Annotated in this window: 15 protein-coding genes; 9 read left to right on the forward strand and 6 right to left on the reverse strand. The window is 33.3% G+C overall.

Features of this window, described 5'->3' with window-relative positions:
- Positions 1–2: 2 nt before the first annotated feature.
- Positions 3–641, reverse strand: a complete 639-nt coding sequence (locus tag FT986_RS02765; protein ID WP_147863729.1) for a viroplasmin family protein — start codon at positions 639–641, stop codon at positions 3–5.
- Entirely contained in the window at positions 634–1,233 is a 600-nt protein-coding gene (locus tag FT986_RS02770; RefSeq protein WP_147863730.1) for a phosphoribosylglycinamide formyltransferase, read from the reverse strand. Before FT986_RS02770 ends, FT986_RS02765 begins: the two co-directional genes overlap by 8 nt.
- Positions 1,234–1,374: 141 nt before the next feature.
- Between FT986_RS02770 and FT986_RS02775 the strand changes: the two genes are divergently transcribed.
- From FT986_RS02775 to pyk, 5 genes are all read left to right on the forward strand, one after another.
- Positions 1,375–1,611 carry an acyl carrier protein gene (locus tag FT986_RS02775; protein WP_093141106.1) on the forward strand — a complete coding sequence of 79 codons (237 nt, stop codon included), beginning with the start codon at positions 1,375–1,377 and terminating at the stop codon, positions 1,609–1,611.
- Between the two features lie 12 nt (positions 1,612–1,623).
- Positions 1,624–2,877 carry a beta-ketoacyl-ACP synthase II gene (gene fabF / locus FT986_RS02780; RefSeq protein WP_111539709.1) on the forward strand — a complete coding sequence of 418 codons (1,254 nt, stop codon included), beginning with the start codon at positions 1,624–1,626 and terminating at the stop codon, positions 2,875–2,877.
- Between the two features lie 12 nt (positions 2,878–2,889).
- Entirely contained in the window at positions 2,890–3,630 is a 741-nt protein-coding gene (gene rnc / locus FT986_RS02785) for a ribonuclease III (protein ID WP_111539708.1), read from the forward strand.
- A gap of 91 nt (positions 3,631–3,721) precedes the next feature.
- A complete protein-coding gene (locus FT986_RS02790; RefSeq protein WP_187248557.1) occupies positions 3,722–4,201 on the forward strand; it encodes an IPExxxVDY family protein in 480 nt (159 codons plus the stop codon).
- Positions 4,201–5,631, forward strand: coding sequence for a pyruvate kinase (pyk, locus tag FT986_RS02795; RefSeq protein ID WP_147863732.1), 1,431 nt, complete (start codon positions 4,201–4,203; stop codon positions 5,629–5,631). Before FT986_RS02790 ends, pyk begins: the two co-directional genes overlap by 1 nt.
- Before the next feature lie 104 nt (positions 5,632–5,735).
- On the opposite strand, the gene FT986_RS02800 is transcribed toward pyk, so the two are convergent.
- Positions 5,736–6,251: a GNAT family N-acetyltransferase gene (locus FT986_RS02800; RefSeq protein WP_147863733.1), complete on the reverse strand. Its 516-nt coding sequence runs from the start codon at positions 6,249–6,251 to the stop codon at positions 5,736–5,738.
- Positions 6,252–6,272: 21 nt separating this feature from the next.
- Positions 6,273–7,364, reverse strand: coding sequence for a DNA polymerase IV (gene dinB, locus FT986_RS02805; RefSeq protein ID WP_147863734.1), 1,092 nt, complete (start codon positions 7,362–7,364; stop codon positions 6,273–6,275).
- 76 nt (positions 7,365–7,440) lie between these two features.
- Between dinB and FT986_RS16270 the strand changes: the two genes are divergently transcribed.
- On the forward strand, positions 7,441–7,857 hold the full coding sequence (locus tag FT986_RS16270) for an NAD(P)H-binding protein (RefSeq protein WP_370451110.1): 417 nt from the start codon (positions 7,441–7,443) through the stop codon (positions 7,855–7,857).
- A gap of 103 nt (positions 7,858–7,960) precedes the next feature.
- Positions 7,961–8,110, forward strand: a complete 150-nt coding sequence (locus FT986_RS16275; RefSeq protein WP_370451111.1) for a hypothetical protein — start codon at positions 7,961–7,963, stop codon at positions 8,108–8,110.
- A gap of 3 nt (positions 8,111–8,113) precedes the next feature.
- Here FT986_RS16275 and FT986_RS02815 read toward each other — a convergent pair whose 3' ends face one another.
- Positions 8,114–9,790, reverse strand: a complete 1,677-nt coding sequence (locus FT986_RS02815) for a mechanosensitive ion channel family protein (protein ID WP_147863735.1) — start codon at positions 9,788–9,790, stop codon at positions 8,114–8,116.
- A gap of 129 nt (positions 9,791–9,919) precedes the next feature.
- Between FT986_RS02815 and FT986_RS02820 the strand changes: the two genes are divergently transcribed.
- Together FT986_RS02820 and FT986_RS02825 are read left to right on the forward strand one after the other, a co-directional pair.
- Positions 9,920–10,387, forward strand: a complete 468-nt coding sequence (locus tag FT986_RS02820; protein ID WP_147863736.1) for a CYTH domain-containing protein — start codon at positions 9,920–9,922, stop codon at positions 10,385–10,387.
- 1 nt (position 10,388) lies between these two features.
- Positions 10,389–10,904 (forward strand): YciI family protein, encoded by a 516-nt coding sequence (locus FT986_RS02825; RefSeq protein ID WP_147863737.1) that lies wholly within the window; start codon positions 10,389–10,391, stop codon positions 10,902–10,904.
- Positions 10,905–10,964: 60 nt separating this feature from the next.
- Here the strand turns inward: FT986_RS02825 and FT986_RS02830 are convergent, their stop codons facing one another.
- Positions 10,965–12,404, reverse strand: a complete 1,440-nt coding sequence (locus FT986_RS02830; RefSeq protein WP_147863738.1) for an efflux transporter outer membrane subunit — start codon at positions 12,402–12,404, stop codon at positions 10,965–10,967.
- Position 12,405: the final 1 nt, after the last annotated feature.

The raw sequence follows: 12,405 nt of genomic DNA on the forward strand, positions 1-12,405 counted from the left end.
TTTTATTTTCTTCCAAAATCTGCAGGAATTTCACCCCATTCTTTAGTATTCCACTTGAGCACTTTAGTAGCTACTCGATTGGTATTCAGCCAAGCTTCGGCACGATCTACTAAGGCGAAAATATCCGCGTTCTTTTTACTTCGAGGTAATTTGGTATTGCAATTTTTTTTGCGCACCCAACTCATCGCTATTTTAGAATCAGAGTAAATAACTTTATCGCTTTTTTGATTATTTAATAGAGCCAAGCCGTGTACTAAAGCTAGAAATTCACCAATATTGTTAGTGCCTTGGGCAAAAGGTCCTTGGTGAAAGAGCTGTTTCTTAGTTTGAGTATCTACACCGCGGTATTCTACTTTACCAGGATTTCCGCTAGAGGCAGCATCTACAGCAATAGAATGAAAATTGACTTCTTCTGCTACTTTTTTTTGCTGAAGCGGAGAAAGTTTGTTTTTATCTTTCTTGGAAGTGATAAAATCCGCGTAAGCGCCATTAAATGCTTTTTTTGCCTCTGCAAAAGTAGGGAAAGACTTGTATTGTGCCCCTTTAAAACTTTTAATGGCAGCTTTACAATCTTCCCAAGATTCAAAAATACCAGTTTTGTTTCCTTTCCAGACGACGTAAAATTTCTTTTTCTTACTCATTAATAAGAAGGTCTTCGATTACTTTGACAAAATGTTTGTGCTCTAATTCATGTATTCTCTTTTGTAAACTAGCTACCGTTTCATTTTCGTTTACCGGAATTATTTCTTGAGCTATCATTTTTCCTTCATCGTATTTTTCATTTACATAATGAAAACTAATGCCTGTTTCTGTTTCTTTATTTTCTAGAACAGCCTTATGTACATGAGCACCATACATACCTTTTCCTCCATATTTAGGTAAAAGAGCAGGATGTAGATTGATTATTTTATTAGGAAAGTTTTTGATGATATTTTTAGGCATCATCCATAAAAATCCAGCCAGTACGATTAGGTCTGGGTCAATATCTTTTAATAAATTTAGCACTTCATGCGTGTCATAAAAGGCAGATCTATCAAAATGAAGCGCATTAACTTCTAAATCGTGAGCAGTTCTTAAAACTGGTGCTTTTATATTATTTGAAAACACATGGGTAACCTCAATTTGATTCGTGTTAGAGAAATATTCGATAATTCGCTTAGCGTTAGATCCTTGCCCAGAGGCGAAGATGACAATTTTCTTGATAGAGGGACTGTTATTTGATTCTGAAACCATAAATTTTGCAAAATATTAAAAGGTAAAAATAGCTATTAATGTAAAAATACGTAAATTGACACCACATTTTTGGTATTAAAACTTGTTTTAAAATAAAGTTTTTTATTTTTGCCACTTAATCAAAATTAAAAATATAAGATTATGTCAGACATTGCATCAAGAGTAAAAGCAATTATCGTTGATAAATTAGGAGTTGACGAAAACGAAGTAGTAAACGAAGCTAGCTTTACTAACGATTTAGGTGCGGATTCATTAGATACCGTAGAATTAATTATGGAGTTCGAAAAAGAATTCGACATTCAAATTCCAGACGACCAGGCAGAAAATATAGCTACTGTTGGTCAAGCTATTTCTTACATCGAGGAAGCAAAAAAATAACAAACCTATAGTATGGAGTTAAAGCGAGTAGTAGTTACAGGTTTAGGTGCATTGACCCCAATTGGTAACAATATTGAAGAATATTGGGACGGATTGGTTAATGGTAAGAGTGGGGGTGCCCCAATTACTTATTTTGATACTGAAAAATTTAAAACTAAGTTCGCTTGTGAAATAAAAAACTTCGATTTTGATGCGTATTTTGATCGTAAAGAGAAAAGAAGATTAGATAGATTTGCTCAGTATGCTATTGTAGCATCAGACGAAGCTATAAAAGATTCTGCTATAGATTTAGATACCATCAATAAATACCGTGTTGGTGTTATTTGGGGAGCTGGTATTGGTGGCTTAGAAACCTTTCAAGAAGAGGTTAAAAACTTTGCCAATGGTGATGGTACTCCGCGTTTTAACCCATTTTTCATTCCTAAGATGATAGCCGATATTGCTCCTGGTAATATCTCTATTAAACATGGATTTATGGGGCCAAACTACACGACTGTTTCAGCTTGTGCATCATCAGCAAACGCAATGATTGATGCCTTGAATTATATCCGTTTAGGGTATAGTGATGTAATGGTAACAGGAGGTAGTGAAGCAGCAGTAACACAAGCAGGTATGGGTGGTTTTAATGCGATGCACGCACTTTCCACTAGAAATGAAGATCCACAAAAAGCTTCAAGACCTTTTGATTCAACCAGAGATGGTTTTGTATTAGGAGAAGGAGCAGGAGCTTTAGTTTTAGAAGAATACGAGCATGCAAAAGCACGTGGAGCAAAAATTTATGCAGAAGTTGTAGGAGGCGGAATGTCTTCTGATGCTTATCATATGACAGCCCCACACCCAGAAGGAATAGGAGTTGTAGCTGTGATGGAAAATTGTTTACAAAATGCTGGTTTAAAACCAGAAGATGTAGATACAATTAATACACACGGTACTTCAACGCCACTAGGTGATGTAGCCGAATTAAAAGCAATTACAAAAGTTTTTGGGGAACACGCTAAGAACATTAATATTAACTCTACCAAGTCTATGACTGGTCACTTACTAGGTGCTGCTGGAGCTATAGAAGCAATTGCCTCTATTTTAGCAATGAAACATAGTATAGTACCACCAACTATAAATCATGAGACGGCAGATGAAAATATTGATTCTTCACTCAATCTTACGCTTAATAAAGCTCAAGAAAGAGAAGTGAATGTTGCTATGAGTAATACTTTTGGTTTTGGAGGTCACAATGCTTGCGTACTATTTAAAAAGTTAAACGAATAATAATTTCATTTTATGAATGTTATTCGAAATATATTAGGTTCCCGTTCTGAAAAGAGCGGGAATTTTTTTTCTGAAGTTCAAAAAATTATTGGCTTCAAACCTAAATCTATAGCGCATTATCAAATAGCATTTACCCACAGATCGCTCAATAAGAAAGATAAAGACGGTAATCCTATAAGTTATGAAAGGTTAGAGTTTTTAGGAGATGCTATGCTTAGCGCTGTAATTGCAGCACATTTGTTTAATGAAGTTCCGCAAGGGGATGAGGGTTATTTAACCAAAATGAGATCTAAGGTTGTAAGTAGAAAACACCTTAATGAATTAGGAAAAGATCTTAACCTCATTAAATATATAGAAACGAATATCCCTACGAGTCATTTTGGAGCTAATATTCATGGAAATTTATTTGAAGCGCTGCTAGGCGCTATTTACCTTGACAAAGGTTATAAATACTGTGAAAAATTTATATATAAGAAAGTAATTGAACCTTATGTTGATATAGATCAATTAGAAGGGAGAGTTATCAGTTACAAAAGTTTACTGATTGAGTGGTGTCAAAAAAATAAAATAAAATTTCATTATGATATTTATGAGGACACAGGCAAAGATGAGCAAAAACATTTTGCGGTTAAACTTCGGTTAGACGATAAAATTGTTGCTAAGGCGAGAGCCACCTCAAAGAAAAAAGCGGAAGAAAAAGCATCTAAACGAGCGTATTTTGCCAATCAAAGCAAAATTGATACCCGAGAATAAGAATTATTCTTTATTATTTTTTAACGTGTCCTCAACTTAAATTGTGTAAGGCAAATCTTATCTTTACCTTTATTATTTTAAGAAAATGATTATGGCTAATAAATTAATGCTCAATACCTTTATAGAGGAAGATTTTGATCTTATTGCCATACATTGTTCTTTAGAAGCATATCACTTATCTTTCTTGCTCAATAAAACCTTGAACTTTAGATTGCAACGAGAAGAAGTTGATGTAGATTTTACCTATAAAGAAGGGACAGCATTTTATGAACTTTTTAAATATTGTGACGACTATCAACAATGTAATTATTACTTGGTAGAGAATAAACATAAAATAAAAGCATCCAATTTATATAGCGAAGGTTCATTGTTTAAAGATGATGCGACATATTCTACCAATTTAATACCAGAATATAAGAACGTAGATTTTTTCTTGAAGATAGAAAATGAAGGAACAAATATTAATTCTAAAAAAATTATTTCAGAATTACATAAAATTACCCCAATAATTACTGCCTATAAAGTAGATTTTGATACTTTAAAGTCTGTAGAAAATTTAACTTTTAGTTGATGAATAAAATAAAGAAAACAAAAATAGTAGCCACTTTAGGACCAGCAACTGCTTCTAAACAGATTCTTAAGTCAATGCTTGAAAAAGGCGTTAATATCTTTAGAATCAATTTCTCTCATGCAAGTTATGAAGATGTGGTTGAACGTATTAAAATGATACGAGAGCTCAATGAAAAATATGGTTTCAATGCAGGTATTTTAGCCGATTTGCAAGGACCAAAACTTCGTGTAGGGATAATGAAAGAAGAGGTGGTGGTAAACAAGGGAGAGGTCATTGTTTTCGCTACCGGAGAAGAATTTAAGGGGACTAAAGAGCGTGTTTACATGAACTATAATAGCTTTCCTCAAGATGTAAAACCTAAAGAGAGAATTCTTTTAGATGACGGAAAGTTAATTTTTGAAGTTGTAAGTACAAATCAAAAGAATGAAGTAGAAGCAAAGGTAATTCAAGGCGGACCTTTACGTTCTCGAAAAGGAGTCAACTTACCAAATACCGATATTTCTCTTCCGGCGCTGACCGAAAAAGATATTGAAGATGCTAAGTTTGCTATTAAACAACAGGTAGACTGGATAGCTTTATCATTTGTTAGAAATGCTGAGGACCTACAAGTGCTACAAAAAATTATAGACGAACACAGCGACCATAAAATACCAATCGTTGCTAAAATAGAAAAACCTGAAGGGGTTAAGAATATTGATAAAATTGTAGCACATTGTGATGGTTTGATGGTAGCTCGTGGAGATTTAGGAGTAGAGGTTCCTGCTCATGAAGTTCCATTGATTCAAAAAGAATTAGTCCTAAAAGCTAAAAAAGCAAGAATCCCAGTAATTATTGCTACCCAAATGATGGAAACGATGATTACGAGTCTTACCCCTACAAGAGCAGAAGTAAACGATGTAGCTAACTCTGTAATGGATGGTGCCGACGCTGTGATGCTAAGCGGAGAGACATCTGTAGGGAAATTTCCAGTACAAGTAATTGAAAAAATGGCTCAGATTATTAGAAGTGTAGAGCATTCAGATTTAATACAAGTTCCTCACAATCCGCCACATATTCGTACTAAACGTTACATTACTAAATCGGTTTGTTATCACGCAGCGACCATGGCAAATGAGATAGATGCCAAAGTAATTTGTACCCTAACTAATAGTGGTTATACAGCGTTTCAAATTTCAGCTTGGAGGCCTTCGGCTAATATTTTAGCATTTACTTCTAATAAGAGAATCCTTACACAATTAAGTTTATTATGGGGTGTTAAAGCTTTTTACTATGATAAATTTGTGAGTACAGATGAAACTGTAGAAGATGTAAATCAGATTGCTAAGGATAAGAAATTCGTAAAGAAGAACGATTTTGTTATTAACCTTGCAGCCATGCCTATTGGAAATAAAGGTATGGTAAATACATTAAGAGTTTCAGAAATTGATTAAGTCATATTTGGGCGTTGCGGGTTGAAAGAACCCGCCGCGCTTTCTCTACTCACTTTTTTGTTTAGTCACAAAAAGAGTTCAAACATGCGGTTCAATCTCTAACGCTAAGCTTTTAACTCTAAAATAATATTGTTTTCGTTTCCTATATCTTTCCTATTAGGATTTAATACAAATGAATTGCGCTCTAATAAAGACAATGATTTGCTGTTTTCGTAATGTGTAAAGGCTTCTATTTTTATTAACTGAAGATCATAAAATGCATAATTTATGATTGCTTGCAAAGCTTCATTCATAATTCCTTTGCCTTGTTGATTTGCAGCTAAATCATAACCCACTTCTGCAGTCGTTTTATCTTTCGAAAAATGCCATAAACAGATACTTCCAATCATTTTTGGGTTCTCTTTTAAAGAAATACTCCAATACAGTAACTCCTTTTTTCGAATCCCTTTTTGAATTTTATAAATAAATGCTAGAGCTTCTTTTTGATTTCTTGCAGATGGCCTAGAAACATATTTATTCATTGTAATATCACTCCTTAAATATGCTATTTCTTCCCAGTCTTTAATAGATAAAGCTCTTAAATTTAACCTTGGAGTCTCTAAAACACAAAATTCTTTCATTGTAGAAAGTTACAAAAAAGTTTAAAATTTAAATTTTAGCTGTATATAAACCTCTTTTGGCTCATCTTCAACTTTTACTTTCTTATCAGTATTTAAATTAGACAAAGAAATACCTAAAAGCCTCACTGAATCTTTCATTTTTTCTTGGTAAAGTAATTCTTTGGCGGTTTCTAATATGAGCTCTTTAGAAGCTATAAAATAAGAAAGTGTTTTACTACGAGTTTGTAAACTAAAATCACTATATTTTATTTTTAGAGTTACTGTTTTTCCAGCAACTTTACTCTTTTTAAGACGGCGTTCAATCTCTTCGGCAATGTGTTCTAAGCGTTCTAACATATAGACTTCCGAAGAAATATTCTCAGAGAAAGTACGTTCGGCACCCAAAGATTTTCTAATGCGGTTAGGTTTAACCTCACTTAAGTGAATTCCGCGTACAGCGTTATAATAATACGGACCGCTTTTACCGAAATTTTCCGCTAAAAACTCTAGGGATTTCTCTTTTAAATCTTTTCCCGTAAAAATCCCTAACCCATACATTTTTTCTGCAGTAACTTTTCCCACCCCATGAAATTTTCTAATTTCTAAAGCTTCTAAAAAAGAGGCAATCTCTTTGGGGTAAACCGTTTTTTGGCCGTTAGGCTTGTTATAATCGCTGGCAATTTTGGCTACAAATTTATTGATAGATATTCCTGCGGAAGCATTTAAACCTGTTTTTTCTTTTATCTTCTCTCTAATTTCTTGGGCAATTAAGGTAGCACTGGGATTGCCCATTTTATTCTCGGTCACATCTAAATACGCCTCGTCTAAGGAAAGTGGTTCGACCAAATCTGTATACTCAAAGAAAATTTTTCTTATTTGTTGAGAAACTTCTCGGTAGCGGTCAAAATTTGATTTGACAAAGATAAGATGAGGACAAAGTTTTTGAGCTAATGCCCCGCTCATAGCACTTTTCACCCCAAATTTACGCGCTTCATAACTAGCAGCACTCACTACGCCGCGTTTAGAACCTCCACCTACAGCAATTGCTTTTCCTCTTAATTCGGGATTATCGAGTTGCTCTACAGAGGCGTAAAAAGCATCCATATCTACATGAATTATTTTGCGTAGTGTCATTAACTACAAAGTTAAAACATGTTTTATGATTAGTGCTTTTACTTAAAACGATTCCTATATTTTTTATCTTTATAAGATGAAAAAGAGAAAAACAGCTATTGTATTAGGAGCAACAGGGTTAACGGGCGGACTTTTATTAGACCAACTTCTCAAAGATGAACGCTATGAGAAAGTAAAAGTTTTTACTAGAAGAAGCCTTGGCTTTACCCATCTAAAATTGGTAGAATTTAAAGTAGATTTATTTCGGTTAACCGAACAAAAAAATCATTTTATAGGCGATGAGGTTTTTTGTTGTATTGGGAGCACTCAAAAGAAAACTCCTAATAAAGAAGTTTATAAAAAGGTAGATGTTGGCATTCCTACACAAGCTTCAGTATTAGCAAAAGAGAATCAAATAAATACTTTTATAATGATTTCTGCGCTTGGCGCGGATTTAGAAAGTTGGTTTTTTTATAATCAAATCAAATCAAATCAAAGGAAAGGCAGAAGCTAATGTTCTTCAACAAGAAATAGAACATACTTACATTCTACGACCTTCATTAATTTCTGGTAAACGGAAAGAAAAACGTCCGTTTGAATTTTTATGGAAACAAATCATGAAGATTGCCAATTTTGCGATGTTAGGACCCTTAAAAAAGTACAAATCTATCTCTGCATTAACTATTGCTAAAGCAATGCTAGTATTGGCTAATTCTCAATCTAATAAGCAAATTATAGAATCTGAAGAGATAAAAAAACTAGTCTAATCATTATTTATCTTCTTTTTGAATATTGACATGAAAAGGTGGCGCTTTATAGTCCTTATCTAAATAATCTGCAGGGATGGTAGTCATACTTCCGTCACGCTGCGCTCGATAATGCGGCGATAAGATTTCAATATCCATTTCATTACAACAATCTTGAATATTTTGATGCAATTCTGAATATATTAAAGCCTGTTTGTTGGGTTCTTTGGTGTAAGCATTTAATTGATAAGAAACATAAAAATCATCTAAACTGGTTTGTAGAACAAAGGGCTGTGGCTTCTTTTGGATGGCATTTGTTCTTAAAGCCGCTTCAATTAATGCTTCGTTAACTTTTTTATATGGGATATCATACCCTAGTGTAACCGTAGTATTTATGATTAAACCTTCTTGTTCTCCATAGGAAGAGTAATTAATTGTATTTCCGTTAAGAACAGCTGAATTAGGAATGGTAATTTCTTCGTTTTTGATGGTTCTTAAACGCGTGACTAATAATGTCTTTTCTACCACGTTTCCAGAAGTGTTGCCAATATTAATGCGATCTCCAATTTTAAAAGGACGCATATAGGTAATCACCAAACCTGCAACCATATTGGCAATGGCAGATGAAGATCCTAAAGAAAGTAAAACCCCAAGAAATACCGAAACTCCTTTAAAAATGTTAGAATCTGATCCTGGTAGTAATGGAAATATCAATACAAACATAAAAGCGTACAACAAAAACCGAACAATAGTAAATGTTGGCATCGCCCAATCTGAATGAAAGCCTGAGATCTCTAATTTTTTATCTTGAATTTCTGAAAAAATATACCTAACAAATCGCATAAAATACCTCATAACAAGTATGATAGCAGCGATTTTTATAATGTTAGGAAAATAGCTCCAAATGGCTGTAAATATCTGTTTAAAGGATGACCAGATTAAATCAAATAAATAGTCAGACCAACCTCTGGTGAATTCAAATACACTAAAAATTAGTGGGAAGAAGATATAGACTATTAATAAAATTAAAACCCATTTTACAATCTTCACCAGAAAGAGAATTACAGTCAGCTCTTGCTCTGGAGTAATAAAAGTATAGTTATTATAAGTAAGACTTTTTAGCCATTTGCTTTTGTGCTTTTCAATAAATAAAATGGTTTTTTTATCTAAAAAAGTAATGAGTTTTAAGGCTAGCCATAAGCCTAAAAGGATTAAAACGGTGAGCCCTATTTTTAAAAAGATATTTACAGGCACAAAACTTTCGGTTTGTTTATTTAAATTGGCTTCTACAATAACTAGATAAGCTTTAGCAAGTGAATCTATCGTGGTTTCGTTAGCAAGAGCATCCCGACTTGTAAGACTTAATAAAGTGTTTTTTCCGTAAAGAATATCGGTTTCATTTTCTAGTTTGGCGATAGATAGAGAGTCTGCAGAGAAACTTTCAAATTTAATCTCTTGGATTCTTTCTGAAATTAGCGAAGCTCTTTCTGCAGCGCTTAAAGATCCCGATTTTGTATAAATAGAAAAGAGCTCTTCTTTTTGTTTTCCTATAACAGGAAAACCGCCGCGAGTTTTTAAAATGTCATTTTGATTAGATGTTGAATCTTTGGCAACTGCTTGAAGAGGAACAACATTTGCAAAACTTGCTAAATGAAAAACAATGAGGAATAAAAAAGAAAAAAAGGTAAATTGTTTTTTCATATATATGAAGTTCTAAAACTCTAACTAATAGTTAAAAGTAGGTAATTTTTGATTTAATTTTAGAGAAGTAAATAAAAATAATATAAGATGACTAGTTTTGTCGCTCACCTGTAAATTAAAATCCAGTAGATGCAAGAGATAGAAAGAAAATTTTTACTGAAAGATAACTCCTTTAAAAAGGAAGCTTGTGACTCTTTTTACATCCAACAAGGTTACCTTAATTCTCATAAAGAAAGAACCACACGCATACGTATTACAGGAGAAAAGGCATTTATAACCGTGAAAGGGAAATCTTCTTCTAGTGGATTATCAAGATTTGAATGGGAAAAAATAATTCCCTTAGCGGAAGCAGAAGAACTATTAAAATTATGTGAGCCAGGACAAATTGAAAAGCAACGCTTTTTAGTAAAATTTGAAAATCACACTTTCGAAGTAGATGAATTTTATAAGGATAACGAAGGTTTATGTATTGCTGAAGTAGAGTTAAATTCAGAAAAAGAAGAAGTATCTTTACCAGCTTGGATAGGTAAAGAAGTTACGGGAGATTCAAAATATTATAATTCTGCATTAATTAATAAACCATATACAACTTGGTAAAATGAAAAGAACAATAACATTTTTATTAGTACTAGCTGCTTTTACTTCTTGCGAAGAAGCTTTAAAAGATCAGGATAAAAAAGAGGGATTTGCAAAAGATAGCCTAGTAACTAAAAAGGAAGAAAGTTTAGGGCTTAGTATAGAACAGAGAACTGAGCAATTAAAAGAAAAAGGTTATCAAGTATTTCACTACAAAGAAGGAGACACCACTTACCTCATGCAACAATATTTTATGGTGTTTTTAAAAGCGGGCAAAGAAAGAAATCAAGATTCTTTAGAAACGGCGAAATTGCAAGAAAAACATTTGATCCATTTGGAGCGTATGGCTAAAGAAGGATATACAAGTTTAACTGGACCTTTTGGAGATGATGGAGATCTAAGAGGAATTGTTGTTTATAATACGCCTAATCTAAAAATGGCTGATAGTTTAGCAAATTTAGATCCTATGGTGAAAGCAGGGAGATTAGAAGTAGAAATACACCCTTGGTGGACCGCTAAAGGAGGGACTTTAAAGTAAAAAGCCTTGCGCTTTCGCACAAGACTTTTACACTAACCAAAAAAATAAATAAAACAATTTTTATTGCCAACCGCCACCTAAGGCTTCATATAAATTGACCATTGAGTTTAATTGAATGTATTTAGCATTAATTAAATCTAGACTAGAATTTAAAGCATTTTCACGTGCAGTTAACACTTCTAAATAATTTGCTAAACCATTATTTAATAATTCTTCAGAATACTGTGTAGCGATATCATAAGCTTCAAACTCTTTTTGCTTTACATCAATCTTCTCTGTAGCTGCTTCATAATTATATAAAGCATCTGCAACTTCCTTAGTAGCAGTTAAAAAAGCTTGTCTAAACTGAAGACGAGCTTGTTCTTGTTGAGATTCTGCGACTTCAAATTGTGTTCTTATTTTTCTTTTATTAAAAATAGGCTGAGTAATACCTCCAATTAAAGTGGCAAATAAGGATTGTGTATCAAATAACTTATCAAACTCTAAAGCTTGTAAACCACCAGTAGCATTTAAGGTAATAGAAGGGTAGAAGTTAGAACGGGCCACATTAGTTAATTCAAAAGCATTTACCAAGCTATATTCTGCTGCAATTAAATCTGGACGATTTTTTAGTAACTGTGCAGGAACACCTGTTTTAAGTTCGGTTTCTATTTCTTGATCTTCTAATTCTGCTCTAGCAATAGTAGAAGGTTCCTTCCCTAATAAAATGGACATCGTATTCTCCAATAATCTAATTTGATTATTAATGTCAATTAAAATAGCTTTAGCAGTATATAATTGTGCTTCAGTTTGTTTTACACCAACTTCTGTAATACTACCAGCTTCTTTTAAAGCCTTATTAGTTTCTAAACTTTTCTCACGATTTTCTATAGTTCTTTCCGTAACTTTTTTCTGTTCATCTAGAGAAAGTAATTGATAATAAGAAGAAGCGATATTAGAGACAAGTGTGGTTTTTACTGCTTGGTGGGCAGCAACACTTTGTAAGTAACTTGCTTCAAAAGCTCTTTTGTTACTTCTTATTTTTCCCCAAATATCTGCTTCCCAAGATAAGTTGGCAGAAAGGTCATAAAGATCTATGTGATCTCCAATTCCTCCTCCAGCAGAAGAATTTCCTAATTGCAAACCTAATTGACCGTTTTTAGAAAAATAATTTCTAGTAAAAGTCCCACTCCCTGTAACGGAAGGGAGATATCCTGCTTTTCCTTGTTTTAAATACGCTTCCGCGGAAATAATTTGCTGTAAAGCTACTCGTATATCTATGTTGTTCTTTAAACCTTCATCTATATGTTCCTGTAAAATAGGATCGGTAAACATATCTCGCCAAGAAACCTCGGCCATAGTAATACTATCTTGTGGTAAATTATCTGTTCTAAAATTTTCTTCTTGAATAATTTCAGGTTGCTCATAATCTTTAGCAACAAAACAGCTTTGAAGTGTAATGGCAAGAGTAGACATTAAAGCTACTCGTTGCCAAGATTTATTATTTATAATAGATTTCATA

The organism is Mesonia sp. K4-1, assembly GCF_008017825.1.
In the GTDB taxonomy this organism is placed as follows: Bacteria; Bacteroidota; Bacteroidia; order Flavobacteriales; family Flavobacteriaceae; genus Mesonia.

Excerpts from the sequence above, each read along its gene's own strand:
- FT986_RS02770 (WP_147863730.1), bottom strand. The coding sequence starts at position 1,233 with ATGGTTTCAGAATCAAATAACAGTCCCTCTATCAAGAAAATTGTCATC.
- FT986_RS16275 (WP_370451111.1), top strand. The coding sequence starts at position 7,961 with ATGAAGATTGCCAATTTTGCGATGTTAGGACCCTTAAAAAAGTACAAA.
- FT986_RS02820 (WP_147863736.1), top strand. The coding sequence starts at position 9,920 with ATGCAAGAGATAGAAAGAAAATTTTTACTGAAAGATAACTCCTTTAAA.
- FT986_RS02775 (WP_093141106.1), top strand. The coding sequence starts at position 1,375 with ATGTCAGACATTGCATCAAGAGTAAAAGCAATTATCGTTGATAAATTA.
- FT986_RS02825 (WP_147863737.1), top strand. The coding sequence starts at position 10,389 with ATGAAAAGAACAATAACATTTTTATTAGTACTAGCTGCTTTTACTTCT.
- FT986_RS02815 (WP_147863735.1), bottom strand. The coding sequence starts at position 9,790 with ATGAAAAAACAATTTACCTTTTTTTCTTTTTTATTCCTCATTGTTTTT.
- pyk (WP_147863732.1), top strand. The coding sequence starts at position 4,201 with ATGAATAAAATAAAGAAAACAAAAATAGTAGCCACTTTAGGACCAGCA.
- FT986_RS02830 (WP_147863738.1), bottom strand. The coding sequence starts at position 12,404 with ATGAAATCTATTATAAATAATAAATCTTGGCAACGAGTAGCTTTAATG.
- fabF (WP_111539709.1), top strand. The coding sequence starts at position 1,624 with ATGGAGTTAAAGCGAGTAGTAGTTACAGGTTTAGGTGCATTGACCCCA.
- FT986_RS02765 (WP_147863729.1), bottom strand. The coding sequence starts at position 641 with ATGAGTAAGAAAAAGAAATTTTACGTCGTCTGGAAAGGAAACAAAACT.
- FT986_RS02790 (WP_187248557.1), top strand. The coding sequence starts at position 3,722 with ATGGCTAATAAATTAATGCTCAATACCTTTATAGAGGAAGATTTTGAT.
- rnc (WP_111539708.1), top strand. The coding sequence starts at position 2,890 with ATGAATGTTATTCGAAATATATTAGGTTCCCGTTCTGAAAAGAGCGGG.
- dinB (WP_147863734.1), bottom strand. The coding sequence starts at position 7,364 with ATGACACTACGCAAAATAATTCATGTAGATATGGATGCTTTTTACGCC.
- FT986_RS16270 (WP_370451110.1), top strand. The coding sequence starts at position 7,441 with ATGAAAAAGAGAAAAACAGCTATTGTATTAGGAGCAACAGGGTTAACG.
- FT986_RS02800 (WP_147863733.1), bottom strand. The coding sequence starts at position 6,251 with ATGAAAGAATTTTGTGTTTTAGAGACTCCAAGGTTAAATTTAAGAGCT.